Source organism: Pseudomonas sp. W15Feb34 (assembly GCF_023127765.1).
In the GTDB taxonomy this organism is placed as follows: domain Bacteria; phylum Pseudomonadota; class Gammaproteobacteria; order Pseudomonadales; family Pseudomonadaceae; genus Aquipseudomonas; species Aquipseudomonas synxantha_A.
The window spans coordinates 169,503-193,298 of sequence record NZ_SPKN01000025.1; the positions used below are offsets into that span (position 1 = coordinate 169,503).

A 23,796-nucleotide genomic window follows, 5' to 3' on the forward strand; every position below is an offset into this window, starting at 1 on the left:
ATCGCAGGCAAGCCAGCGCCCACATTGGATCTCCATTGTTTGTGAGATACCAGCAACCCACGAATTCTAAGCGGAGCAGTTATGGTTGATCGGCACGACTACGTGGCCCTCGAATGGGTCAAGGGCGACATTGCCGAAACCCTGAAACAGGCCCGTTCGGCGCTGGACGCTTACGTTGAAACCGGCGACGGCGACACCCTCGACAATTGCCTGGCCGGGATCCACCAGGTGCATGGCGCGCTGCAAATGGTCGAGTTCTACGGCGCGGCGCTGTTGGCCGAAGAGATCGAGGAACTGGCCCTGGCGCTCCAGACCGGTCGCGTCAGCCAGCGCGAAGAAAGCATCCGCCTGCTGCAACAAGCCCTCGGCCAGTTGCCGCTGTACCTGGACCGCGTACACAGCGCCCGCCGCGACCTGCCGCTGGTGGTACTGCCGCTGCTCAACGACCTGCGCACTGCGCGGGGTGAAAGCCTGTTGTCTGAAACCAGCCTGTTCAGCCCGCAACTGCTGTCGATCGCGCCGCTGCCTGATGAAACACTGGCCCAACGAGCAACGCCGCAGTTGCATGAGCAGTTGCGCCAATGGCACCCCTTGCTGCAACAAGCCCTCGCCGGGTTGCTGCGTGAAGACCACGGCCCGAGCAACCTGGAAGATATGGCGCGGGTGTTCGCACGCCTTGAGGCGTTGTGCCAGGGCGCGCCGTTGTTACCGCTGTGGCAGGTGGCCTCGGCACTGGTCGAGGGCATGTTGACCGGCGTGGTCGCCAACAGCCCGGCGCTGCGCAGCCTGCTCAAGGCCAGCGGCAAACAACTCAAGCGCCTGCTGGCCCAGGGCATTGACGGCATCAATCAGCCTGCGCCGGATGAGCTGCTCAAAAGCCTGTTGTTTTACGTGGCCAAAGTCACCCGACCGACGCCGCGCATGCAAAGCCTTAAAGAGCGCTATGGCCTGGATGAAGCTTTGCCCGACAGCGCCGTGGTCGACGCCGAGCGTGCGCGAATGGCCGGGCCGGACCGCAATGCCATGGGGTCGGTGCTCGGTGCCTTGTGTGAGGAACTGGTGCGGGTCAAGGAGCGCCTCGATCTGTTCGTACGCAGCGACCGCCAGCACATCGACGAACTCGACGCACTGCTGGCGCCCCTGCGGCAGATCGCCGACACCCTCGCCGTACTGGGTTTTGGCCAGCCGCGCAAAGTGATCATCGACCAGTTGGCCGTCGTGCTGAGCCTGGCCCAGGGGCAACGCGAACCCAATGACGCGGTGCTGATGGACGTGGCAGGCGCGTTGCTCTACGTCGAAGCCACGCTGGCGGGCATGATCGGCACGGTGGAGCCGCAAAGCCGCGAAGAAAGCCGGCTGCCCACCACCGACCTGACCCAGATCCATCAGTTGGTGATTGCTGAATCCTGCCAGTGCCTCAAACAAGCCAAGGAACTGGTGATCGACTGCGTCGAAGCCCATTGGGACCGCCAGCGTCTGGAATCCTTGCCGCAATTGCTGAGCCAGGTGCGTGGCGCGCTGGCGATGATCCCTTTGCCGCGTGCGGCGAGCCTGATGCGCGGCTGCACCGATTATGTCGACGAGCAGTTGATGATCAGCGACGTCGCGCCTTCGCCGGTGCAACTGGAGCAGTTCGCCGATGTGATCAGCAGCCTGGAGTATTACCTGGAACGCATGCTCCAAGACCCTGACGCCGCTGGCGAGCGTGTGCTGGAGCGGGCCACCCAAAGCCTGGCGGCGCTGGGTTATCTGCCGGCCGAAAAACCCTGGCGCCAGGCATTGGTCGCGCCCGATGGCGCACTGTCGACCGAACAGGCACCGAGCCAATCCCAATTTGACGCACTGGCAAGCCCCACGTCAGGCCTTAATCCTCCTGCCCTGCAACGCCCCGGCAGCCTGCTGCCACCGCCGGCAGGTGAAGAGCCGATTGACGATGAGCTGCGCGAAGTCTTCCTCGAAGAAACCGACGAAGTTCTCGACGTGCTGCACCGCAACCTGCCCAACAGTGCGGACAAAACCGCCCAGGGCGAAATGCGCCGCGCCTTCCATACGTTGAAGGGCAGCGGTCGCATGGTCCGTGCCCTGGTGCTGGCCGAACTGGCCTGGGCCGTGGAAAACCTGCTCAACCGTGTGTTGGAACGCAGCGTCGCCCTTGGCGCCGAGGTGCAGCAGGTGCTGGATGAGGCCGTGGCTGTGCTGCCGGAATTGATCGCCGATTTTGCCATCGACGACCAACGCCAGCGCGACGAAGTCGACGCCCTGGCCGCCCGCGCCCATGCCTTGGCCAGTGGCGCGGCAACAACCGCTGGCGAGCCCCATGATCCGATGCTGATGGAGATCTTCCGTAACGAAGCCCAGAGCCATCTGGACAGCCTCAACCACTTCCTGCACCACGCCGCCGAGCAGGTGCCGTTGCAGGTCAGTGATGAACTGCAACGCGCCCTGCATACGCTCAAGGGCAGTGCCTACATGGCCGGGGTGTCGCCCATCGCCGAACTGGCGCGCCCCCTCGACCACCTGACCCGCGAATACAAGGCCCATCGCTTGCCCCTGGACCTGGACGAAGTGGAGTTGCTGCTGGAAGCCGAAGGGCTGTTCCAGCGTGGCCTGCGCGACCTGGACAGCGATCCCCTGGCACCCATCCAGGGCGCAGCGGATCTGATCGGACGCACCCAAAGCCTGTTGGACCAGCAGCTTGCAGCGCTGCTCGAAGCCCCTGGCAGCGGCCTGCCGATCAAGCGCAATCGGCATCTGATCACCAACTTCCTGGCCCAGGGCATGGACATTCTGCTCGACGCCGACAACCTGTTGCGCCGCTGGCAGCAACATCCCGGCGAACGCCAGGAACTGACCGCCTTGCTGGATGAGCTGACCACCTTGGGGGAGGGCGCGCACATCGCCGACCTGCACGCTATCGACGCGTTGTGCGAGGCCTTGCTCGACCTGTATGGCGCTGTGGAAGAAAGCAGCCTGGCGGTCAGCGAGCGGTTTTTCCATGAGGCGGAACAGGCCCATGAGGCGCTGATCAACATGCTCGACCAACTGGCTGCCGGCCAGGAAATCAGCCCGGCACCTGCGCGGGTACAAGCCTTGCACGCGTTGCTGGATGACGCGCTGGACCCGTCCGCCACCGGCCTGATCAAAAGCGACGGCAGCCGCGCCCTGAGCATTTCGGAACTGGGTGCTGCCACTGCGCAGTTGGATCAGCAAACAGCCATGGATGATGAGATTGTCGACATCTTTCTTGAGGAGGCCGTCGATATCCTCGACAGTGCCGGGCAGTCCCTCAAGCGCTGGTTGCTGGAGCCCGAAAGCGCCGCGCCGTTGTCCTCACTGCAACGGGACCTGCACACCCTCAAGGGCGGTGCGCGCATGGCCGAAATCGACCCGGTGGGCGACTTGGCCCATGAGCTGGAGTGCCTGTACGAGGGCCTGGTGGACCGCCGCTACAGTTACACCCCCGAGCTGTCCCAGGTGCTGATGGCCAGCCACGAACGGTTGGCTTTGCAACTGGAAGAACTGCAACAGCAGCAGCCTTTGAGCGACGCTGCCGAGCTGATCGCCAAACTGCGTGAGCTGCGCCAAAACAGCGCGCCGGCGACTCCGGCTGCGGCGGCGCCGGCCTCAGGTGCAGACCCTGAATTGCTGGATATCTTCCTCGAAGAGGCCGCCGATATCCTCGACAGTTCAGGCAGCGCGTTGCTGCGCTGGCAGGCCGAGCCGGGCAACCGCCAGGAAGTCGAAACCCTGCTGCGTGACCTGCACACCCTCAAGGGCGGGGCGCGCATGGTAGAGATCGGGCCGATTGGCGATTTGGCCCATGAGCTGGAGTTTCTCTACGAGGGGCTATCCGCCGGGTTGCTGGCGCCGACCCCAGAGCTGTTTGCGCTGCTGCAAGGTTGCCATGATCGTTTGGCACAGATGGTCGACGCTGTAGCGGATGGGCTGCCGGTGGGGGCGGTGGACAAACTTATCGAGCGCATCAAAAGCCTGGTGCACCCCAGTGTAGAGCCGGTGGTGCCCGTGGCGTTGCCTGCGGGCAAGGCTGAAGCGGCGGTCGACCCCGCTGCAGACATGGTGAAAATCTCCGCCGAACTGCTCGACGACCTGGTTAACCTCGCCGGTGAAACCTCGATTTTCCGTGGCCGTATCGAGCAGCAAGTCAACGATGCGCGCATTGCATTGAATGAAGTGCAAACCACCATCGAGCGGATGCGCGATCAATTGCGCCGGCTCGACAGCGAAACCCAGGGGCGCCTGCTCAGTCGTCAGCAGGCCGAGGCCGAACGCCTGGGCTACGAAGAGTTTGACCCACTGGAAATGGATCGCCATTCGCAGTTGCAGCAGCTGTCCCGCGCGCTGTCCGAATCGGCCTCCGACCTGCTCGACCTCAAGGACACCCTGGAGCAGCGCCATCAGGATGCCCACGATTTGCTCCAGCAACAGGCGCGCATCAACACCGAATTGCAGGAGGGCCTGATGCGCACGCGCATGGTGCCTTTCGAGCGGATGCTGCCACGCCTCAAGCGCATCGTGCGCCAAGTGGCGCAAGAGCTGGGCAAGGACGTGGAGTTCATCGTCGGCAATGCCGAAGGCGAGATGGACCGCAACGTGCTCGAACGCATGGCGGCGCCACTGGAACATATGCTGCGCAATGCCGTCGACCACGGCCTGGAATCGCGCGAGGTGCGGTTGCAGGCGGGCAAGCCGGAAAAGGGGCGCATTACCCTGGACCTGACCCACGAAGGCGGCGACATCGTCTTCGACATGCGTGACGACGGCGCCGGCGTGCCCCTTGAAGCGGTGCGGCGCAAGGCGATCAAGCGCGGCCTGCTCGGCCCGGATCAAACCATCAGCGACCGCGACGTGCTGCAGTTCATCCTGCAGCCGGGCTTTTCCACGGCAGAAAAAATCACCCAGATCTCCGGGCGTGGCGTGGGCATGGACGTGGTGCACGAAGAAGTGCGTCAGCTCGGCGGCTCGATGGTGATCGACTCGACCCCAGGCGTGGGCGTGCACTTTCGTATTCGCCTGCCGTTTACCGTGTCGGTCAACCGTGCGTTGATGGTGCAATGCGCAGACGACCAGTACGCAATTCCCCTCAACACCCTTGAAGGCCTGGTGCGCGTACTGCCCCACGAACTGGCCGGGCACTACCAGCAAGACCCGCCGCATTATGAATACGCCGGCCAGCGCTACGAGTTGTTTTACCTGGGGGATCTGCTGCACACCGTCAGCCGCCCGAAACTGCTCGGCCAATACCAACCGCTGCCGGTGTTGCTGGTGCACTGCAATGAACGGCGCGTAGCGGTGCATGTGGATGCCATGGCCGGCACTCGCGAGATCGTGGTCAAGGGCCTGGGACCACAGTTTGCCGGGGTACAGGGCGTGCCCGGTGCGACCATCCTCGGTGATGGCCGCGTGGTGTTGATCATTGACCTGCTCGCGCATATCCGCGCCCGCCAACCGGCCTTGCCGGCCCAGGCAGTGGATGTGCCACTGGTCCTCAACGACCCGCTGAAAAAACGCCCGCTGCTGGTACTGGTGGTGGACGACTCGGTCACCGTGCGCAAAGTCACCAGCCGCCTGCTGGAGCGCAATGGAATGAACGTGCTTACCGCCAAGGACGGCATCGACGCCCTGGCCGTGCTCGAGGAACACACCCCCGACTTGATGCTGCTCGACATCGAAATGCCGCGCATGGACGGCTTCGAAGTGGCCATCCAGATACGCAATGACCCGCGCCTGATGCGCCTGCCGATCATCATGATCACCTCGCGCACCGGCCAGAAACACCGCGACCGCGCCATGGCCATTGGCGTCAACGACTACCTCGGCAAGCCGTACCAAGAGTCGGTGCTGCTGGAAAGCATCGCCTACTGGAGCAAGTCCCATGCTTGACCACCGCGCCAGCCAACTCACCGGCCTGCTGCTGCCCCTGGCCGACCGCCACCTGGTGCTGCCCAACGTGGCCATCGCAGAGCTGATCGACTTCCAGCGCGGCGAACCGGCCAGCGATGCACCGCCGTGGTACCTGCGGCAAGTGACCTGGCGTGATCGGCAAATCCCCTTGATCAGCTTTGAAGCCGTGTGCGGTGAAGCCAGCGTGACCGGCGAACGTTCCCGGATCGTAGTGTTGAATGCCTTGGGTGGAAGGCCGACGTTGAAGTTTATTGCGCTGGTGATCCAAGGCATTCCCCGCTCTTACAAGCTCGATAGCGAATTGAGCTATGTGGACGTGCCGCTGTGCCCACTGGAACTGGCGGCGGTGCAGGTGGGCGAGCAGGTGGCGAAGGTGCCGGATTTGATGGGGCTTGAAGCGTTGTTGGTAGAGTCCGGTCTGGACTGATCCTAAGCCTTGTGAAATTCCAATGTGGGAGCTGGCTTGCCTGCGATGGCGGCTTGTCAGTCACTGCATCAACAACTGACCCACCGCTATCGCAGGCAAGCCAGCTCCCACACTGAATTGTGATTGGCCCAAGATCTCAATCAATCCGCGCAAACCGTTCAATCACTGGCTGCTCCCGGTGCTCGGCCTGCCATAGGTCGTAGGCACTTTGCATCGACAACCATAACTGGGCTTTACTCACGCCAGCCCGTTCCAACCGAACGGCAAGGTCCGGGCTGACCGGGGCGTGGCCATGCAAGATCCTTGAAAAAGTCTCGCGGGCGAAGCCAAGACGTCGCGCCATCTCGGTAATGGTGATGCCCAAGGCTGGGATAACGTCCTCAAGTAAAATTTCACCTGGGTGAGTTGGGTTGTGCATCGGCATGTTGGTACGTCCTTCGACTATGGGCATTCAACCGCGAAGGCTAGAAGGACCAGTTCCAAGCAACAACCCCAAAACGCTGTATGAAACTTCCTGCACGCCCTTCGACATAAAAGGCTTCGGATTTTTCCTGCAAGATTTTGGGCCGCGCATGAACTTGTGGTGAGAGGTCCGCACGCCTAGTCTTTGTCCCGTCATCGCAAAAAACGGTGACACGGACGTGCAAGTCCGACGAAACTGTTTAGGCGTGCAAACGCCCAGCCATCCAACGGGCGTTTTTTGTGCTCGCTGCTTTATGGCGGCTGCGCGCAGGAGGTCTTCGGACCTGCTGGGTGTCCTAAACAGGCCCGGTCTTGCACACCTGCGCACGGTCGCCACCCTCATTCGCGTGCAAGCGAACGGTGGCGCTCCTTACTCACTGTTTAGGAGTTTCATCATGATCAAACCTACCCCCAATCCACCCCTTTTCACCGTCAACCCCCACCAAACCACCGAAACCCTGCTGGTCAACGCCAGTGAAACCCTGTCCTCCCTCAACGCACTCACCTGCAACCTGGCCTTTGACCTGGACACTTCCCAGCGCGCCATCATGCTCGGGATTCAGCAAATGGCAGAGTTTGGTCAGTTGTTGGTCGATAGGGCACTTGAGCAAATCAGCCATTCGCCGGAATTTTCAAACGGTCCCAAATAGGGACTGATCGGTCCTTGTTTGGGACCGATATCTAACAAGCAACGCTGAGCAAATGTGGGAGGGGGCTTGCTCCCGATTGCGGTGGGTCAGTAATAAGTTTGTCAACTGACACACCGCTATCGGGAGCAAGCCCCCTCCCACATTTTGAGCTTTGTTACTCCAGGCGTAACGGTCTGCCGCTGAGCTTGATTGATAGCACCTAAATTCACTCCTAAGGTACAGCCCCACGACAGCAAACCCCGTGGAGCGACCATGACAACAACCATCACCCCCGACTCGCGCTGGACGCGGCGGCGCGACGAGAAGCAGCGGCGGCTCGGGCTGGTCAAACAGTATGCAGACGGGGCGGTGTTGCCCAGCGACAGGATCGTCGAGGCCCTGGAAGCGCTGATCCTCCCCGGCGACCGCGTGGTGCTGGAGGGCAACAACCAGAAGCAGGCCGACTTTCTCTCGCGCTCCCTGGCCAAGGCTGACCCGGCCAAGCTCCACGATTTGCACATGATCATGCCCAGTGTCGGGCGCGCCGAGCACTTGGACTTGTTCGAGAAAGGCATCGCCCGCAAGCTCGACTTTTCCTTCGCCGGCACTCAATCCCTGCGCATCAGCCAGTTGCTGGAAGACGGGCTGCTGGAAATCGGCGCGATCCATACCTACATCGAACTCTATGCGCGCCTGGTGGTGGACCTGATCCCCAACGTGGTGCTCTCGGCCGGCTTCATGGCCGACCGTGCCGGCAATATCTACACCGGCGCCAGCACCGAAGACACCCCGGCGCTGATCGAACCCGCCGCGTTCAGCGATGGCATCGTCATTGTGCAGGTCAACCAGTTGGTGGACGACGTCACCGACTTGCCCCGTGTGGACATCCCCGCAAGCTGGGTGGATTTCGTGGTGGTGGCCGACAAGCCTTTCTACATCGAACCGCTGTTCACCCGCGACCCGCGCCATATCAAGCCGGTGCATGTGTTGATGGCGATGATGGCGATCCGTGGCATCTACGAAAAACACAATGTGCAGTCACTCAACCATGGCATCGGCTTCAACACCGCCGCCATCGAATTGATCCTCCCCACCTACGGCGAATCCCTGGGTCTGAAGGGCAAGATCTGCCGCAACTGGACCCTCAACCCACACCCCACGTTGATCCCGGCGATTGAAAGCGGTTGGGTCGAGAGCGTGCATTGCTTCGGCACCGAGCTGGGCATGGAAAACTACATCGCCGCCCGCCCGGATGTGTTCTTCACCGGCCGCGATGGCTCGATGCGCTCCAATCGCATGTTCTGCCAACTGGCCGGCCAGTACGCGGTGGACCTGTTTATCGGCGCCACCCTGCAAGTGGATGGCGATGGGCATTCCAGCACCGTGACCCGTGGCCGCCTTGCCGGTTTCGGTGGTGCGCCGAACATGGGCCACGACCCACGTGGTCGTCGGCACGGCACACCGGCCTGGCTGGATATGCGCCATGACGATGCGCCCCAGGCCTTGCTTGAGCGCGGCAAAAAACTTGTGGTGCAAATGGTCGAGACCTTCCAGGAGGGCGGCAAACCGACCTTTGTCGACACCCTCGACGCGGTGGAAGTGGCACGTAAAAGCGGCATGCCCCTGGCGCCGATCATGATCTACGGCGACGACGTTACCCACTTGCTCACCGAAGAAGGCATCGCCTACCTCTACAAGGCGCGCTCCCTGGAAGAGCGCCAGGCAATGATCGCTGCCGTCGCCGGGGTGACGGCAATCGGTATGCGCCATAACCCCAAGGACACCGCCCGTATGCGTCGCGAAGGCTTGATCGCCTTGCCCGAAGACTTGGGTATCCGCCGCACCGACGCCACCCGCGAGTTGCTGGCTGCCAAGAGCGTAGCCGATCTGGTGGAGTGGTCCGGTGGCTTGTACAACCCGCCCGCCAAATTCAGGAGCTGGTAAATGCGCGCTCTAAAACAGCATGAATTGAGCCTGGCCGATCGCCTGGCGGATATGGCCGTCGACGCGCTGATCGATGAAGCGGATTTGTCGCCTAAACCCGCCTTGGTTGACCGGCGCGGCAACGGCGCCCACAGCGATTTGCACCTGGGCCTGATGCACGCCTCGGCGCTGTCGTTGTGGCCGATGTTCAAGGAAATGGCCGAGGCCGCCCTTGAATTTGGTGAAGTCGGTGTACCCCTGCGTGAAGCGCTCGGCCGTATAGGTCGCGAAGGCGAACAAGCGATGCTCATCACCACCCACGGCGTAAATACCCATCGCGGTGCGATCTGGGCCCTTGGTTTGCTCACCGCAGCAGCGGCGCTGCAACCACGCGCCGTAACCCTGACCGCGGCCAAACTAGCTCTGCTCGAAGACCGCTTCGCGCCGCAACCGCTGAGCCACGGCGCACAGGTCGCCCAGCGCTACGGCGCACGCGGTGCTCGCGAAGAAGCACAGCGGGGTTTCCCCTCGGTGATGCAACGCGGCCTGCCGCAACTGCATAAAAGCCGCGGGCAAAACGCCGGTGAGCAAAATTCCCGCCTGGATGCCTTGCTCGCGATCATGACCGAGCTGGCCGACACCTGCGTGCTCTACCGCGCTGGCTACGAAGGCTTGACCACCATGCAACAGGGCGCCCAGGCCGTGCTCGACGCTGGCGGTAGCGCAACCCTCGCGGGCCGTCGCCAACTGCACGCACTGGACCAGCAACTCCTGGCCCTGAATGCCTCCCCTGGCGGCGCTGCCGACTTGCTCGCCGCCTGCCTGTTTATCGACCGCCTCGACGGAGCGTTGTGATGGAAACCTTATCCTTTGAATTCCCCGCGGGCCAGCCGCCAAAAGGCCGCGCGCTGGTGGGTTGCGTCGGTTCGGGCGACCTCGAAGTGCTGCTGGAGCCGGGCACTCCCGGCACGCTGACCATCCAAGTGCAGACCTCGGTCAACGGCGCCGAGCAACGTTGGCAGCACCTGTTCGAACGCATCTTCCAGGAGCAGACGCCACCTGCCTTGAACATCGATATCCACGATTTCGGCGCCACCCCCGGCGTGGTGCGTTTGCGCCTGGAGCAAGGTTTCGAGGAGGTCGGCCATGACTGATTTGCTCAACAAACACAGCTTCGTCGAACTCGGTGCGCGGCAGCGCGCCAAGGCGTTGTTGGATGCTGGCACTTATCGTGAACTGATCGACCCGTTCCAACGGGTCATGTCGCCGTGGCTCAGCCGCCAGGGCGTAGTGCCCCAGGCGGATGACGGTGTGGTGATTGCCAAGGGCAGCATCGGCGGTTTGCCGGTAGTGGTCGCCGCTATCGAGGGCAATTTCCAAGGCGGCAGCCTCGGTGAAGTCGGTGGCGCAAAAATCGCGGGGGCACTGGAACTGGCCGCCGAAGACAACCGCAACGCCATACCGACCCGCGCCGTGCTGCTGCTGGAGACCGGTGGGGTGCGCTTGCAGGAAGCCAACCTGGGCCTTGCCGCGATTGCCGATATTCACGCGGCGATTGTCGACCTGCGCCAGTACCAGCCGGTGGTCGGTGTGGTGGCGGGCAGTGTCGGTTGTTTTGGTGGTATGTCCATCGCGGCCGGACTGTGCAGTTACCTGGTGGTCACCCGCGAAGCGCGCCTGGGGCTGAACGGACCGCAGGTGATCGAACAGGAGGCCGGGCTGGAAGAATACGACTCCCGCGACCGCCCGTTTATCTGGAGCCTCACCGGCGGCGAACAACGTTTCAACAGTGGCTTGGCCGACCGTTACGTGGCGGACGATGTGGTGCAGATCCAGCAGACCGTGAGCGCGCTGTTGCAACACGGGGCGCCCGAACAACCCCGCAGCCGGCGCGCTGATTTCTACCTGGCGCGGCTGGCCGAACTCGACACAGCGGCGCAAATCGAGCCCGCGACGGTTCGCGCTCTGTATCAGGGAGAACGCTCATGAGAGGGTTGCAGTGGTTCAACGCATTGAGCGTCGGCGCGACACTCGTAGACGGCTTGCCGGACTCATTGAAAGTCGCAGACGGCGTATTGGGTGAACAGGCGGTGCGCTTTATCGCCGTGGTCACCGACCCGAATAACCGCTTCCCGCGTGCGCGCAATGGCGAAGTCGGGTTGCTGGAAGGTTGGGGGCTAGCCAAGGCCGTCGATGAAGCCATCGTGACGGGTGACAAACGCCCCATCATCGCCATCGTCGATGTGCCCAGCCAAGCCTATGGTCGCCGTGAAGAAGCCCTCGGCATCCACCAGGCCCTGGCCGCCGCTGCCGACAGCTACGCCCGCGCACGCCTGGCCGGCCACCCGGTGATTGCACTGCTGGTGGGCAAGGCCATGTCTGGCGCATTCCTGGCCCACGGTTACCAGGCCAATCGCTTGATCGCCCTGCGCGACCCTGGGGTGATGGTGCATGCCATGGGCAAGGCTTCGGCTGCGCGGGTGACCCTGCGTAGCGTCGAAGAATTGGAAGCCCTGGCCGCCAGTGTGCCGCCGATGGCCTATGACATCGACAGTTATGCCAGCCTGGGTTTGCTCTGGGAGACCTTGTCGGTGAGCCAGATTGAACAGCCGACAACGGACGATGTGGCGCGGGTCAGCGATTGCCTGGTGCAGGCGATCAAAGATGTCGTGCAACCCGATTTAAAAGGACGTCTCGGTGCGACTAATCGCACCGCCTCAAGCCATGTACGCCAACTGCTGCGGGAACAATGGTGAACGCCCATGACTTGCTCTGGGGCATGACCCCGGCGCACCTGCCTGCGGATGCTCCGGCCTGGGCGCGGGACGCGCTGAGCGCCGGCCATCCAGTAGTGGTGCGGCGCGCCATTACCGAAGCAGGTCAAGTGGCGGTTGGCGTACGTGGGCGTCTGCGTGAGCAGCGTTATGGGGCGGTGATGCCTGTTGCTGCGGTGCAACGGCGCGTGGCGCCCGAAGACTTGCGCCAGGTGATCTCGCCACGGGATTTACCGGCGCTGCGGGCGCTCGATCAACTGCAGCCAGTGTTGGCGCAGTATCACTGGGGCGTCAGCGGCAGCGCCGGATTTGAATTGGCGAGCGGCGTCGAAGCGTTGCATGCCATGAGTGATCTGGATTTGATCCTGCGCACCCCCGAACCGCTTGATCGCAACGCGGCGCGTGCATTGCTGGCGAAATTCGACACCGCACCGTGCGCCGTGGACCTGCAACTGCAAACCCCGTTTGGCGCTGTTGCCTTGCGCGAATGGGCCACAGGCTCACGCCGCGTACTGCTCAAAACCACTGGCGGCGCGCACCTTGTACTTGACCCCTGGCAGGCCGTGGCATGAGCAGCTTGTTGGTGTTTCCGGGGCAGGGTGCCCAGCGCGTGGGCATGCTCCAGGCGCTATCGGCCCAGGTTCTGGAAGAAGCCAGTGATGCCTTGGGTGAAGATGTTCGTCGGCTCGATTCGGCGCAAGCCTTGGCGAGCACGCGTGCGGTGCAACTGTGCCTGCTGATCGTCGGCGTTGCCCATGCCCAGCAGTTGCACCATACGCCTGACTACGTGGCGGGCCTGTCCATCGGCGCCTACCCGGCCGCCGTCATCGCCGGCGCCCTGGACTTCGCCGATGCGCTGAAACTGGTCAGCCTGCGTGGCGAGCTGATGCAACAGGCTTATCCACAAGGCTACGGCATGACCGCCCTGATCGGCCCCGATTTATCTACGGTTGAAGCCTTGCTGGCAGATATCCACAGCGCCGCAACTCCGGTGTATCTGGCCAATATCAACGCCGACAACCAGACCGTGATCGCCGGCAGCAATGAAGCGATGCAGCGTGTCGCCGAGCGCATCAAAGGCAACGGCGTCGCCAAGCGTCTGGCAGTGAGCGTGCCGTCCCACTGTGCGCTGCTGGAAGCGCCGGCCAAGGTGCTTGCCCAAGCGTTCGTCCCACTCAAGGCGCCGCGCATCACCTACCTGAGCAGCACCCGCGCGCGACCTATCCACAACCCCGAGCAACTGCGCGATGACCTGGCCTTCAACATGTGCCGCGTCGTCGACTGGCGCGGCACCGTGCAAGGCGCCTACGAGCGTGGCGTACGCCTGCAAATCGAACTGCCCCCGGGCGCGGTGCTCACTGGTCTGTCACGCCGCGTGTTCGAACAAGGCACGGTGATCGCCTGCGAAGGCGCACGCCTGGACACCTTGCAGGCCCTGCTGCAAGAGGAGGAGCGCCGCCACCGATAAAGCAACACCCAAGGCTTTCGAAGCACAACAACAACAATTTCGAACGAGCACTTTGAGGACAACAATCATGATTATCTACGGTGTGGCGTTTCTGGCGCTGTGCACGTTGGCCGGCCTGTTTGTCGGTGAACTGCTGGGCAAATGGATGGGTATCCCGGCTAACGTCGGCGGGGTGGGTATCGCCATGTTGCTGCTGATTGGCCTGGGCAGTTACCTCGGCAAGCGTGGCTTGTTTACCGGCAAGTCGGAGCAGGGCGTGAGCTTCTGGGCTGCGATTTATATCCCGATTGTGGTGGCGATGGCCGCCCAGCAAAACGTGTATGGCGCCATCAGTGGCGGGCCCATGGCGATTCTGGCCGGGACCCTCGCCGTGGTGCTCGGCTTTGCCCTGGTACCGGTGCTGGTGCGTATCGGTAACCGCGAGCCGGTTGCAGCTGTTCCGACCAAAGAAGCCGGGTGATCGCCATGTACGAATCGATGATGAAAGTGATCACCGGGTACGGATTGATCAGTGGTTTTGCCGTGATCGGCCTGACCATGTGGGTTTCCTACTGGATCTCTGACACTTTTACCAAAGGCCGCCTGCATGGCTCGGCCATTGCCATTCTGTTGGGCCTGGTGTTGTCGTATGTGGGAGGCGCTTTTACTGGCGGCTCCAAGGGCGTGGTGGATATTCCACTGTTGTCAGGCATTGGCCTGTTGGGCGGCGCGATGCTGCGGGACTTCGCTATTGTAGCCACGGCGTTTGGCGTGAGTGTCGATGAGTTGAAGCGCGCCGGATACGTCGGCGTGCTGGCTCTGTTTGTCGGTGTGGGCTCGTCGTTTGTTGCCGGGGTAGGGGTGGCAATGGCGTTTGGTTATACCGATGCGGTGAGCCTCACCACCATCGGCGCCGGTGCCGTGACCTATATCGTTGGCCCGGTTACCGGGGCGGCGATTGGGGCCAGTTCCGAGGTGATGGCGCTGTCGATTGCCGCAGGGTTGATCAAGGCTATTTTGGTGATGGTAATGACACCGTTCGTGGCCCCGCTGATCGGGCTGAACAATCCACGTAGTGCGGTGATCTTCGGTGGCTTGATGGGCACTTCCAGCGGCGTGGCGGGCGGGTTGGCGGCGACTGATCCGAAGTTGGTGCCTTATGGGTGTTTGACCGCGGCGTTCTATACAGCGCTGGGGTGTTTGTTGGGGCCGTCGTTGTTGTTTTTGGTGATGAGGGGGTTGGTGGGCTGACTGGGGATTTTCGCTGTCTGGTCTGGCGCAATCGGGGGCAAGTCTCAAGCCTGGCGATTGGCATACATCCGACACTCCGCCAACAACGCCAGCAGGTTCGGGTCACGCTCCTTGGCCTTCAAGAACACCACGCCGATCTGCTGCTGCAACCGATACCTGGGTTGCAGCGGTATCAGCTTCACGCGGTTCTCATACACCGCCGCAATCCGCCCAGGCAGCAGCGCATAACCCACCCCCGAGCTGACCATGCTCAGCAAGGTAAATATATCGTTCACCTGCATCGCCACCTTCGGTTCGAACCCCGCCTGCTTGAACACCCGGTTGCCGTCCTGGTGCGTGGCGAAGCCCTGGGTGAGGGTGATAAAGGTGGCGTCACGCACGTCGGCCAGGTCGATTTCCTGATGGCGGTCCAGGGGGGAATCGGCCGGTGTGGCAAGGAAGATGTCATCGCTGAACAGCGCGATCTGCTCACAGTCCGGATCGGTGGCGTGATCGTCCAGAGAGATGAGGATCGCATCCACCTCCATGTTCTTGAGCTTGTAGAACAGGTCGAAATTGGAGCCCAGGATCAGGTCGATATTGAGTTCGCTGCGGCGGATCTTCAGGCCCATGATCAGTTGCGGTACGGTCTTGACCGTCAGCGAGTACAGCGAGCCGAGCTTGAAGCGTTCGGCGCAGAAGCCGGCGGCTTCGCGGGTCAGGCGCACTCCCTCGACCACATCGGCTATCAGCTTTTGCGCACGCTCTTCGAGCACGTAGGCGCTTTCCAGCGGGGTGAGGTTGCGCCCTTCATGCTTGAACAGCGGGCAGCGCAAGGCACTTTCCAGGGAGTGGATGGCGCGGTGCACGCTGACGTTGCTGGTTTGCAGTTCGGCGGCGGCGCGGGCCAGGTTGCCGGTGCGCATGAACGCCAGGAAGATTTCCAGCTTCTTGAGGGTGAACTCTTCGTCGATCAGCATGGCCGTGGGCTCTTGTTCGATTGCGCTCGATTGTGCCTGCAAACGCAGCCCTCGTCGCTGGAACGTCACACGCTGCTTGCACTCTTATGCGCAAGGCTGGAGGCTTGCCGCCAGTCGTCAACGATGAGGGGAGGTTAACGATAGATGTATCACGGGGAACGGTTCAACGCCTGGAGCCATTTGCTCGGTGCAGTCGCGGCGTGTATTGGCGCCGTGTGGATGTTGGTGGTGGCGAGCCTGGACGGCAGCCCCTGGAAGATCGTCAGCGTGGCGATTTATGGCTTTACCCTGATGGTGCTGTACAGCGCGTCGACCGTTTACCACAGCGTGCGGGGGCGGCGAAAAGAGATCATGCAAAAGGTCGATCATTTTTCGATCTACCTGTTGATCGCCGGCAGCTACACACCGTTTTGCCTGGTGACTCTGCGCGGGCCCTGGGGCTGGACGCTGTTCGGGATTGTGTGGGGGCTGGCGGTGATCGGCATCCTGCAAGAGATCAAGCCGCGCTCGGAGGCGCGGATTCTGTCCATCGTGATCTACGCGGTGATGGGCTGGATCGTACTCGTGGCAGTCAAGCCGCTGATAGCGGCGCTGGGCACGGCAGGGTTTATCTGGTTGGCGTCGGGCGGCGTGTTGTACACCGTGGGCATCATCTTTTTTGCCCTGGAAGATCGCCTGCGCCATTCCCATGGGATCTGGCATTTGTTTGTGATTGGCGGCAGCCTCCTGCATTTTGTGGCGATCATGCATTACGTGCTTTGAATGTGGGAGGGGGCTTCGGTGGTATTAGAGACGTGCCAGTAGCTCACAGGCACGAATGCCGAAGATCTGCAGCAGCTTGGCGAGCATATGCGGCGGCGGTTCATCGCCACGGGTCAGGGCGTAGAGGGTGATCGGCAGGGGGGGCGTGAGGGTGCGGATGCAGGTGGTTGCCGTCGATGCGCCGAGGGCGGTAAAGGGGTCAATGACCGTCAAACCGGCGCCGGACTCCACCATCGCCCGGGCCAGGGAATAGGTTTGTACCGAGATGGTCACGCGTGGCGGTGGATCGACGTTCTCCAGGTAGCTGTCCAGCTTGGTCGCCAGCGGATCAGCACTGGAAAGCCCGATCAATGGCGCGCCCGCCAGTTCGCTCAGCGGCAATGGCTGGTTGATTTCAGCCGCCGACCAATAGCCCTTGGACGCCAATGCAACCAGCACGCCATTGGCCAGCACCTGGGTGGTCAACCCAGGATGGCCGGAAAAGTTGAGGGTCAGCGCCAGGTCGATTTCGCGCATCAGCAGCTTCTGGACCAGCTCACGGCTATGGTCGCTGGACAGCTCGCAAGCCATGTCGGGGTATTCGCGCTTCCATTCCAGAATCGCCGGAGGCAGCAGCGACAAGGCCAACGCCGGAATCGCACCAATGCGCACGCTTTGCCCTGGGGCGCGGCGCAGGCTCTTGGCTAGACGCCTTACACCTTGCAAGCTCTCGGTGACTTTCTCGACTTCGCTTTCCAGTGCCAGGGCTTCCGGCGTGGGCTGCAATTTGCCGCGCACCCGCAGAAACAGCGCAAAGCCCAGCTGCAATTCGGCGTGCTGCAACACTTTGGTCACCGCTGGTTGCGAGACGTGCAGCAACTGCGCGGCAGCACTGATCGAGCCAGTCTGGCGAATGGCCTGGAAGATTTCGATATGACGCAAGCGCATGGCAAGTCCATAACCTTTGTTTATAGGTGACCCATCTTTATTCATTGTCGGTGGCCTGTCACCTGCGCCTACGCTTGGTCTTCAGTTAATCAACGGTCGGGGGCTGGGATGGCCAGGCAGGTTTGCATCATCGGTGGTGGGGTTATCGGCTTGGCCAGTGCTTATGCTTTGGTACGGGCTGGCCATGAGGTAACGGTGATCGACGCCCGCGATACCTTGGGCAGCGAAACCAGTTTCGCCAACGGTGGGCAGTTGTCCTATCGCTATGTTGCGCCATTGGCCGACGCGGGCGTGCCGCTGCAAGCGATTGGGTGGCTGTTGCGCGGCGACTCGCCGCTGAAGCTGCGCCCACGGCTTGACCTCCAGCAATGGCGCTGGATGGCCGCGTTCATCGGTGCCTGCCGGGGCTCGGTAAACAAGCGCAACGCTGCCCACTTGCTGCGGCTGGCGAGCCTGAGTCAAGGCACCTTGCAGCAATGGCGTGTCGATGATCGCTTGGACGGCTTTGACTGGCGGCGCAACGGCAAGCTGGTGACCTTTCGCAATGCCGAGACGTTTGAGCGTGTACGCAGCAAGGTCACCGACGTCCTGCAGCAGCAGGTGCTGTCTGCGGTGGATTGTACGCACCTGGAACCGGCGTTGGCGGCAGGTGGGTTTGTCGGCGGCATCTATACCCCGAATGAGGAAGTGGCGGACTGTCATGCTTTTTGCCAACGGCTGGCAGCTCGGTTAAAGGCTTCAGGGCGTTGTACATTTTTGCTGGGTCGCAAGGTTACCGGGATTCGTCACGCCGACGGTGCGGTGCAGGCCATCGAAATGGGCCATGACGTGATGCCGGTCGAACAGTTGGTGCTGGCTGCCGGGCATCGCAGCGCCGAGTTGGCGTTGCCGCGCTTGTCGCTGCCGCTGTACCCGCTCAAGGGCTACAGCCTGAGCGTGCCGATCGGCGCTCAGCACAAGGCGCCGAACGTGAGCATCACCGACTATGACCGCAAGATCGTCTACGCGCGCATTGGTGAGCAACTGCGGATCGCGGCCATGGTGGATATTGTCGGCTTTGATGCGCGTCTTGAGCCCAAGCGCCTGGCCTTGATAAAGCGCCAGGCGCTGGAGACGTTTCCCTTGGCCGGTGACTACGCCCACGCGGTCGAGTGGGCCGGTATGCGCCCGGCAACACCGACGGGCGTGCCATTGATCGGTGCCAGCGCCTACCGCAACTTGTGGCTGAACCTGGGGCATGGCGCGCTTGGTTTTACCCTGGCCTGTGGCAGTGGCCAGCTATTGGCTGAGTTGATCAGCCAGCATGTTCCTTCCATTGATATGCAGGGCCTGGCGCCCCGCGCCGCTTGAGGATGCAGCCATGACTATCACCCGAATCAACAGCAGCGAGCGTCTTAGCGCTGCCGTGACCTTCAAGGATTTGGTGTTTCTCTCGGGCCAGGTACCGGGCGATGGCCAGGACGTAGGCAGCCAAACCCGAGAAGTGTTGGCCAGGATCGACGCGCTGTTGGCCGAGGCGGGCAGTGACAAGGATCACCTGCTCAACGCGACGATTTACCTGAAGGACATCAGTACCGGTTTTACGCCGATGAATGAAGCCTGGTCTGCATGGCTTTCGCCAGGCATGGCGCCCACGCGTACCACCCTGCAAGCAGAGCTGGCGCGACCGAGTGTACTGGTGGAAATCAGCGTGATTGCAGTACGTAAATAACCGATCTACCAACGGAGAATAACAATGAAAAAAATCCTGTTGACCGGCTGCGCTCTTGGACTTTTTTTGAGCGCAAACGCCCATGCGACCGAAGCGCCTCTGGAGGGCACCTTGAGCAAGATCGCCAGCGCCAAGGCCATCACCCTGGGGTATCGCGATGCGTCGGTGCCGTTTTCCTACATTGGGGATAACAGTGGCAAGCCGATGGGCTACTCGGTGGACCTGGCGAGCAAGATTGTCGAGCGCATCCAGCAGAAAATCGGGGTGAGTGAGCTCAAGGTGAAGTACAACCTGGTGACTTCTCAAACCCGTATTCCGCTGGTGCAGAACGGCACCGTCGACCTGGAGTGCGGCTCCACCGGCGTGACCGCCGAGCGGCAGAAGCAGGTAGCATTCTCCTACGGGTTCATCTACGTGAAGGGGCAGTTGCTAACGGCCAAGGACAGCGGGATCAAAGGCTTTGCCGACCTCAAGGGCAAGAACGTGGTGACCACTGCCGGCACCACCAATGAACGCTTTCTCAAAAGTTACAACGCTGAACACAAAGCCAATATGTTCGTGATCAGTGCCAAGGACCATGGCGAAGCGTTCAAGATGCTCGAGACCGGCCGTGCGGTAGCGTTCTATATGGATGATGCGTTGCTTTACGGCGAGCGCGCCAAGGCCAGGGACCCGCACCACTGGGTGGTGGTGGGCGAGGAGCAGTCGCGGGAGATCTACAGCTGCATGGTGCGCAAGGACGATCCGCAGTTTCTCGCCGTGGTCAACGAGACCTTGGGTGATCTGTACCGTTCGGGAGAGATCAACGGGATTTACCAGCGCTGGTTTGAGCAGCCGATCCCGCCGAAGGGCCTGAACCTGGAATTCCCGATGACCAGCGAGTTGAAGGCGATCATTGCCAAGCCGGTGAGTGATCCGGTGGAGTGATCGCTCCGTTTAGAAATCACCCCAGAGTTGCTGGGCGACCGACAGAGCCACCACGGGCGCGGTTTCGGTACGTAATACCCGTGGCCCCAACCGCGCAGCATGGAAGCCAGCGCCTTGGGCGGTGTCGACTTCGCCGTCGGTCAAGCCACCTTCCGGCCCGATCAGAAACGCCAGGCTCGAAGGCTTCGCGTGACTGATCATCGGCTCGGCGACTGGGTGCAGTACCAGTTTCAGGTCGGCTTCAGTTTGCTTCAGCCAGTCGGCCAGCAACACCGGTGCGTGAATCACCGGCACCGTTGAACGCCCACACTGCTCGCACGCGCTGATGGCAACCTGACGCCAGTGCAGCAGGCGTTTGTCGGCGCGTTCGTCCTTGAGGCGCACCTCGCAGCGCTCGCTGAAGATCGGTGTGATCGCATTGACGCCCAGTTCAGTGGCCTTCTGGATCGCCCAATCCATGCGCTCACCCCGGGACAGGCCCTGGCCGAGGTGGATATGCAGCGGCGATTCATCTTGGCCGGCAAAGCTTTGCGTCAGTTGCACGGTGACGCGTTTTTTACCGACTTCCAGCAGCGTGCCACTAAACTCCTGGCCAGAGCCGTCGAACAGCTGCACGGCATCGCCTTCACCCATGCGCAACACACGGCTGATGTAATGCGCCTGGGCTTCAGGAAGTTCGTGATCGCCGAGGCTCAGCGGGGTGTCGGTGAAAAAGCGGGACAGTCTCATTTCTGTTCTCTGAAGAGGTGTATGCAGGAGCGAGCTTGCTGTGGCAAGTCGGTTCTTACAGGGGTTGGTATCAACCCGGGTCACGAAAGCCAGGATGGAAATCTTTCGGCACAGCCACACTGACGTTGCTGTTAGTGGCGATATCAATCCCCTCGCTGGCCACTTCGGCCAGGAAGTCGATCTGCTCCGGTGTAATCACATAGGGCGGCAGGAAATACACCACGCTGCCCAGTGGCCGCAACAGCGCGCCGCGCTCCAGTGCGTGTTCGAATACCTTCAAGCCACGGCGTTCCTGCCACGGGTAGGCGGCCTTGGTGGCCTTGTCCTGCACCATCTCGATCGCCAGCACCATGCCCGTCTGGCGCACTTCCGAAACGTGAGGATGGTCCACCAGGTGCGCGGTGGCGGTCGCCATGCGCTGGGCCAGGGCCTTGTTGTTTTCGATGACGTTGTCTTCTTCAAAGATATCCAGCGTCGCCAAGGCTGCCGCGCACGCCAGCGGGTTGCCGGTGTAGCTGTGGGAGTGCAGGAAGGCGCGCAGGGTAGGGTAGTCGTCGTAGAAGGCACTGTAGACATCTTCGGTGGTGACCACGGCGGCCAGCGGCAAGTAGCCGCCGGTGAGGGCCTTGGACAGGCACAGGAAGTCCGGGCGGATGCCGGCTTGTTCACAGGCGAACATGCTGCCGGTGCGGCCGAAGCCGACGGCGATTTCGTCGTGGATCAAGTGCACGCCGTAGCGGTCGCAGGCTTCGCGCAGCAGCTTGAGGTACACCGGGTGGTACATCCTCATGCCGCCGGCGCCCTGGATCAGTGGCTCGACAATCACTGCGGCAACGGTATCGTGGTGGTCAGCCAGGGTCTGTTCCATGGCGAGGAACATGTTGCGCGAGTGTTCTTCCCAGCTCATGCCGTCGGGGCGCAGGTAGCAATCGGGGCTCGGCACTTTGATGGTGTCGAGCAGCAGCGCCTTGTAGGTCTCGGTAAACAACGGCACGTCGCCTACCGACATCGCGGCGATGGTTTCGCCGTGGTAGCTGTTGGTCAGGGTGACGAAGCGCTTCTTGTTCGGCAGGCCGCGGTTGAGCCAGTAGTGAAAGCTCATCTTCAATGCGACTTCGATACAGGATGAACCGTTATCGGCGTAGAAGCAGCGCGTCAGGCCTTCAGGCGTCATCTGCACGAGGCGCTCGGACAACTCGATCACTGGCTGGTGGCTGAAACCGGCGAGGATCACATGCTCCAACTGATCGACCTGGTCCTTGATGCGCTGGTTGATGCGCGGGTTGGCGTGGCCGAACACGTTGACCCACCAGGAGCTGACGGCGTCGAGGTAGCGTTTGCCTTCGAAGTCTTCCAGCCATACGCCTTCACCGCGCTTGATCGGGACCAGCGGAAGTTGCTGGTGGTCTTTCATCTGGGTGCAGGGATGCCACAGCACCGCGAGGTCGCGTTGCATCCACTGGTTGTTCAAGCCCATCGGTGATCTCCTCGAAGCGATCCTGCGGCGCGCGCAGGCGAAACAATCGCGCAAGCCTATGCAATGGTGGCGCGTGTCACAAGCCATTGTGGGGCAATTGGCGGTAAATGCAGGACGGTCTGTCGCGTTTCTTGGGAATAGTCTTAATCCCTTGTTAATTTATGATACCTAGCCTCTTCATCGTATTTCTCGATATTTCAAAGCGAAATTTTCCGCTTTAATTCGATAGGTAAAACGCTAGTCTTGGGCACAGTTCTTACGGGATTAAGTACATGCAGCTACGCAATTCTCCCGCCCGGTACGGCTGGGTCAGCATGGTTCTACACTGGGGCGTCGCCTTGGTGGTGTTTGGTTTATTCGCATTGGGCCTGTGGATGGTCGGCCTCGACTACTACAGCGCCTGGCGCAAAGATGCGCCCGACTTGCACAAGAGCATTGGCATCACGCTGTTTGCCATCATGCTGGTGCGTATCGTCTGGCGTCTGGTCAGCCCGCCGCCACCGCCGCTGGCCAGCTATAGCCGTATGACGCGGATCGGTGCTGCATTTGGCCATGCGTTCCTGTATCTGGGGCTGTTTGCCGTGATGATTGCCGGTTACCTGATTTCCACCGCCGACGGTGTCGGTATTCCGGTGTTTGGCCTGTTTGAAATTCCTGCCGTGGTTTCCGGTCTACCGGACCAGGCAGACACAGCCGGTTGGGTGCATCTGTACCTGGCCTGGGTGTTGGTGGTCTTCGCCGGTTTGCATGGCGTGGCTGCATTGAAACACCACTTTATCGATCGTGATGCGACCCTGACACGAATGCTGGGGCGCAAAGCCTGATGTTCAACCTCGACTCACAAGGAATAGAAAGCATGTTGAAAAAAACACTCGCTGCGCTGGCAATCGGTTCTGCTCTGCTGTCCGCAGGTTCGGCGATGGCCGCTGACTACGTGATCGACAAGGAAGGCCAGCACGCCTTCGTCGATTTCAAGATCAGCCACCTGGGCTACAGCTACATTACCGGTACCTTCAAGGACCTGGACGGCAAGTTCAGCTTTGACGCCGCCAAGCCGGAAGACGCCAAGATTGAAGTTAACGTGCGTACTGCCAGCGTGTTCTCCAACCACGCCGAGCGCGACAAGCACGTCAACAGCAAGGACTTCCTGGAGTCGGGCAAATTCCCTGATGCCAAGTTCGTCTCCACCAGCGTCAAGCCAACTGGCAAAAATGCTGATGGCAAGCTGACTGCTGATGTGACCGGCGACCTGACCTTCCACGGTGTGACCAAGCCGATCCTGGTCAAAGCCACGTTCCTGGGCGAAGGCAAGGATCCATGGGGCGGCTACCGTGCCGGCTTTGAAGGCACCACCAACATCAGCCGCAAGGAATTCAACAAAGACGGTATGGACGTAGGTCCACAGTCTGACAACGTTCAGCTGTACATCACGTTTGAAGGTGTGAAAGCGAAGTAATTTTCGCCGCGCA

Annotated in this window: 23 protein-coding genes; 18 read left to right on the forward strand and 5 right to left on the reverse strand. The window is 61.5% G+C overall.

The annotated features are described in order from the left end of the window. The first annotated feature begins 81 nt into the window (after window positions 1-81). Window positions 82-5,901, forward strand: coding sequence for an Hpt domain-containing protein (locus E4O97_RS11620; RefSeq protein ID WP_248161381.1), 5,820 nt, complete (start codon window positions 82-84; stop codon window positions 5,899-5,901). Continuing rightward, window positions 5,894-6,349: a chemotaxis protein CheW gene (locus tag E4O97_RS11625; RefSeq protein WP_078822552.1), complete on the forward strand. Its 456-nt coding sequence runs from the start codon at window positions 5,894-5,896 to the stop codon at window positions 6,347-6,349. Before E4O97_RS11620 ends, E4O97_RS11625 begins: the two co-directional genes overlap by 8 nt. 136 nt (window positions 6,350-6,485) lie before the next feature. Here E4O97_RS11625 and E4O97_RS11630 read toward each other — a convergent pair whose 3' ends face one another. Beyond that, the gene (locus E4O97_RS11630) at window positions 6,486-6,773 is read right to left on the reverse strand and encodes a HigA family addiction module antitoxin (RefSeq protein ID WP_103734238.1); all 288 of its coding nucleotides are present in this window, start codon (window positions 6,771-6,773) and stop codon (window positions 6,486-6,488) included. 433 nt (window positions 6,774-7,206) lie between these two features. On the opposite strand from E4O97_RS11630, the gene E4O97_RS11635 reads away from it, so the two are divergent. The 10 genes from E4O97_RS11635 (at window position 7,207) to madM (ending at window position 14,835) form a co-directional block, all read left to right on the forward strand. Continuing rightward, window positions 7,207-7,461, forward strand: a complete 255-nt coding sequence (locus tag E4O97_RS11635; protein ID WP_103734239.1) for a DUF6124 family protein — start codon at window positions 7,207-7,209, stop codon at window positions 7,459-7,461. Window positions 7,462-7,713: 252 nt separating this feature from the next. Then, the gene (gene mdcA, locus E4O97_RS11640) at window positions 7,714-9,384 is read left to right on the forward strand and encodes a malonate decarboxylase subunit alpha (RefSeq protein WP_216090430.1); all 1,671 of its coding nucleotides are present in this window, start codon (window positions 7,714-7,716) and stop codon (window positions 9,382-9,384) included. Further along, window positions 9,385-10,218 (forward strand): triphosphoribosyl-dephospho-CoA synthase, encoded by an 834-nt coding sequence (locus E4O97_RS11645; RefSeq protein ID WP_248161383.1) that lies wholly within the window; start codon window positions 9,385-9,387, stop codon window positions 10,216-10,218. It abuts the gene before it with no gap. Continuing rightward, window positions 10,218-10,517: a malonate decarboxylase subunit delta gene (locus E4O97_RS11650; RefSeq protein ID WP_025857695.1), complete on the forward strand. Its 300-nt coding sequence runs from the start codon at window positions 10,218-10,220 to the stop codon at window positions 10,515-10,517. The genes E4O97_RS11645 and E4O97_RS11650 overlap by 1 nt, the downstream gene beginning before the upstream one ends. Further along, window positions 10,510-11,352: a biotin-independent malonate decarboxylase subunit beta gene (locus tag E4O97_RS11655; RefSeq protein WP_248161384.1), complete on the forward strand. Its 843-nt coding sequence runs from the start codon at window positions 10,510-10,512 to the stop codon at window positions 11,350-11,352. Before E4O97_RS11650 ends, E4O97_RS11655 begins: the two co-directional genes overlap by 8 nt. Beyond that, a complete protein-coding gene (mdcE, locus tag E4O97_RS11660) occupies window positions 11,349-12,119 on the forward strand; it encodes a biotin-independent malonate decarboxylase subunit gamma (RefSeq protein ID WP_248130629.1) in 771 nt (256 codons plus the stop codon). The genes E4O97_RS11655 and mdcE overlap by 4 nt, the downstream gene beginning before the upstream one ends. Beyond that, on the forward strand, window positions 12,113-12,709 hold the full coding sequence (locus tag E4O97_RS11665) for a malonate decarboxylase holo-ACP synthase (RefSeq protein WP_248161385.1): 597 nt from the start codon (window positions 12,113-12,115) through the stop codon (window positions 12,707-12,709). Before mdcE ends, E4O97_RS11665 begins: the two co-directional genes overlap by 7 nt. Then, the gene (gene mdcH / locus E4O97_RS11670) at window positions 12,706-13,605 is read left to right on the forward strand and encodes a malonate decarboxylase subunit epsilon (RefSeq protein WP_032878955.1); all 900 of its coding nucleotides are present in this window, start codon (window positions 12,706-12,708) and stop codon (window positions 13,603-13,605) included. The genes E4O97_RS11665 and mdcH overlap by 4 nt, the downstream gene beginning before the upstream one ends. Window positions 13,606-13,672: 67 nt before the next feature. Then, complete coding sequence (gene madL / locus E4O97_RS11675) at window positions 13,673-14,065, forward strand: malonate transporter subunit MadL (RefSeq protein WP_032878957.1); 393 nt, start codon at window positions 13,673-13,675, stop codon at window positions 14,063-14,065. Window positions 14,066-14,070: 5 nt separating this feature from the next. Next, a complete protein-coding gene (gene madM / locus E4O97_RS11680; RefSeq protein ID WP_032881185.1) occupies window positions 14,071-14,835 on the forward strand; it encodes a malonate transporter subunit MadM in 765 nt (254 codons plus the stop codon). Between the two features lie 44 nt (window positions 14,836-14,879). Here madM and E4O97_RS11685 read toward each other — a convergent pair whose 3' ends face one another. Continuing rightward, window positions 14,880-15,794: a LysR substrate-binding domain-containing protein gene (locus E4O97_RS11685; protein WP_032878959.1), complete on the reverse strand. Its 915-nt coding sequence runs from the start codon at window positions 15,792-15,794 to the stop codon at window positions 14,880-14,882. Window positions 15,795-15,938: 144 nt separating this feature from the next. Here E4O97_RS11685 and E4O97_RS11690 point away from each other — a divergent pair, with 144 nt between their 5' ends. Next, entirely contained in the window at window positions 15,939-16,556 is a 618-nt protein-coding gene (locus tag E4O97_RS11690) for a hemolysin III family protein (RefSeq protein ID WP_005792233.1), read from the forward strand. A 24-nt stretch (window positions 16,557-16,580) separates the two neighbouring features. Here the strand turns inward: E4O97_RS11690 and E4O97_RS11695 are convergent, their stop codons facing one another. Then, complete coding sequence (locus tag E4O97_RS11695) at window positions 16,581-17,483, reverse strand: LysR family transcriptional regulator (RefSeq protein ID WP_032878961.1); 903 nt, start codon at window positions 17,481-17,483, stop codon at window positions 16,581-16,583. A 108-nt stretch (window positions 17,484-17,591) separates the two neighbouring features. Here E4O97_RS11695 and E4O97_RS11700 point away from each other — a divergent pair, with 108 nt between their 5' ends. From E4O97_RS11700 to E4O97_RS11710, 3 genes are read left to right on the forward strand one after another with little or no spacing between them, the layout of a single operon-like run. After that, window positions 17,592-18,833 carry a D-amino acid dehydrogenase gene (locus tag E4O97_RS11700; RefSeq protein ID WP_228309071.1) on the forward strand — a complete coding sequence of 414 codons (1,242 nt, stop codon included), beginning with the start codon at window positions 17,592-17,594 and terminating at the stop codon, window positions 18,831-18,833. 10 nt (window positions 18,834-18,843) lie between these two features. Beyond that, entirely contained in the window at window positions 18,844-19,194 is a 351-nt protein-coding gene (locus E4O97_RS11705) for a RidA family protein (RefSeq protein WP_248161386.1), read from the forward strand. Window positions 19,195-19,218: 24 nt separating this feature from the next. After that, window positions 19,219-20,121: a transporter substrate-binding domain-containing protein gene (locus E4O97_RS11710; protein WP_078822546.1), complete on the forward strand. Its 903-nt coding sequence runs from the start codon at window positions 19,219-19,221 to the stop codon at window positions 20,119-20,121. 9 nt (window positions 20,122-20,130) lie between these two features. Here E4O97_RS11710 and E4O97_RS11715 read toward each other — a convergent pair whose 3' ends face one another. Both E4O97_RS11715 and E4O97_RS11720 read right to left on the reverse strand, forming a co-directional pair. After that, a complete protein-coding gene (locus E4O97_RS11715) occupies window positions 20,131-20,850 on the reverse strand; it encodes a 16S rRNA (uracil(1498)-N(3))-methyltransferase (RefSeq protein ID WP_032878968.1) in 720 nt (239 codons plus the stop codon). Window positions 20,851-20,920: 70 nt separating this feature from the next. Continuing rightward, window positions 20,921-22,327 (reverse strand): adenosylmethionine--8-amino-7-oxononanoate transaminase, encoded by a 1,407-nt coding sequence (locus E4O97_RS11720; RefSeq protein ID WP_216090424.1) that lies wholly within the window; start codon window positions 22,325-22,327, stop codon window positions 20,921-20,923. A 272-nt stretch (window positions 22,328-22,599) separates the two neighbouring features. Here E4O97_RS11720 and E4O97_RS11725 point away from each other — a divergent pair, with 272 nt between their 5' ends. Together E4O97_RS11725 and E4O97_RS11730 are read left to right on the forward strand one after the other, a co-directional pair. Beyond that, complete coding sequence (locus E4O97_RS11725) at window positions 22,600-23,151, forward strand: cytochrome b (RefSeq protein WP_032878972.1); 552 nt, start codon at window positions 22,600-22,602, stop codon at window positions 23,149-23,151. Window positions 23,152-23,183: 32 nt separating this feature from the next. Continuing rightward, entirely contained in the window at window positions 23,184-23,783 is a 600-nt protein-coding gene (locus E4O97_RS11730) for a YceI family protein (protein ID WP_014720298.1), read from the forward strand. Window positions 23,784-23,796: the final 13 nt, after the last annotated feature.

Bases quoted from the DNA above. Each gene is read 5' to 3' on its own strand.
- E4O97_RS11620 (WP_248161381.1), top strand. From the start codon at position 82: ATGGTTGATCGGCACGACTACGTGGCCCTCGAATGGGTCAAGGGCGAC.
- E4O97_RS11720 (WP_216090424.1), bottom strand. From the start codon at position 22,327: ATGGGCTTGAACAACCAGTGGATGCAACGCGACCTCGCGGTGCTGTGG.
- E4O97_RS11705 (WP_248161386.1), top strand. From the start codon at position 18,844: ATGACTATCACCCGAATCAACAGCAGCGAGCGTCTTAGCGCTGCCGTG.
- mdcA (WP_216090430.1), top strand. From the start codon at position 7,714: ATGACAACAACCATCACCCCCGACTCGCGCTGGACGCGGCGGCGCGAC.
- E4O97_RS11715 (WP_032878968.1), bottom strand. From the start codon at position 20,850: ATGAGACTGTCCCGCTTTTTCACCGACACCCCGCTGAGCCTCGGCGAT.
- E4O97_RS11655 (WP_248161384.1), top strand. From the start codon at position 10,510: ATGACTGATTTGCTCAACAAACACAGCTTCGTCGAACTCGGTGCGCGG.
- E4O97_RS11630 (WP_103734238.1), bottom strand. From the start codon at position 6,773: ATGCCGATGCACAACCCAACTCACCCAGGTGAAATTTTACTTGAGGAC.
- mdcH (WP_032878955.1), top strand. From the start codon at position 12,706: ATGAGCAGCTTGTTGGTGTTTCCGGGGCAGGGTGCCCAGCGCGTGGGC.
- E4O97_RS11635 (WP_103734239.1), top strand. From the start codon at position 7,207: ATGATCAAACCTACCCCCAATCCACCCCTTTTCACCGTCAACCCCCAC.
- madL (WP_032878957.1), top strand. From the start codon at position 13,673: ATGATTATCTACGGTGTGGCGTTTCTGGCGCTGTGCACGTTGGCCGGC.
- E4O97_RS11645 (WP_248161383.1), top strand. From the start codon at position 9,385: ATGCGCGCTCTAAAACAGCATGAATTGAGCCTGGCCGATCGCCTGGCG.
- E4O97_RS11725 (WP_032878972.1), top strand. From the start codon at position 22,600: ATGCAGCTACGCAATTCTCCCGCCCGGTACGGCTGGGTCAGCATGGTT.
- madM (WP_032881185.1), top strand. From the start codon at position 14,071: ATGTACGAATCGATGATGAAAGTGATCACCGGGTACGGATTGATCAGT.
- E4O97_RS11685 (WP_032878959.1), bottom strand. From the start codon at position 15,794: ATGCTGATCGACGAAGAGTTCACCCTCAAGAAGCTGGAAATCTTCCTG.
- mdcE (WP_248130629.1), top strand. From the start codon at position 11,349: ATGAGAGGGTTGCAGTGGTTCAACGCATTGAGCGTCGGCGCGACACTC.
- E4O97_RS11730 (WP_014720298.1), top strand. From the start codon at position 23,184: ATGTTGAAAAAAACACTCGCTGCGCTGGCAATCGGTTCTGCTCTGCTG.
- E4O97_RS11625 (WP_078822552.1), top strand. From the start codon at position 5,894: ATGCTTGACCACCGCGCCAGCCAACTCACCGGCCTGCTGCTGCCCCTG.
- E4O97_RS11690 (WP_005792233.1), top strand. From the start codon at position 15,939: ATGTATCACGGGGAACGGTTCAACGCCTGGAGCCATTTGCTCGGTGCA.
- E4O97_RS11700 (WP_228309071.1), top strand. From the start codon at position 17,592: ATGGCCAGGCAGGTTTGCATCATCGGTGGTGGGGTTATCGGCTTGGCC.
- E4O97_RS11695 (WP_032878961.1), bottom strand. From the start codon at position 17,483: ATGCGCTTGCGTCATATCGAAATCTTCCAGGCCATTCGCCAGACTGGC.
- E4O97_RS11665 (WP_248161385.1), top strand. From the start codon at position 12,113: ATGGTGAACGCCCATGACTTGCTCTGGGGCATGACCCCGGCGCACCTG.
- E4O97_RS11650 (WP_025857695.1), top strand. From the start codon at position 10,218: ATGGAAACCTTATCCTTTGAATTCCCCGCGGGCCAGCCGCCAAAAGGC.
- E4O97_RS11710 (WP_078822546.1), top strand. From the start codon at position 19,219: ATGAAAAAAATCCTGTTGACCGGCTGCGCTCTTGGACTTTTTTTGAGC.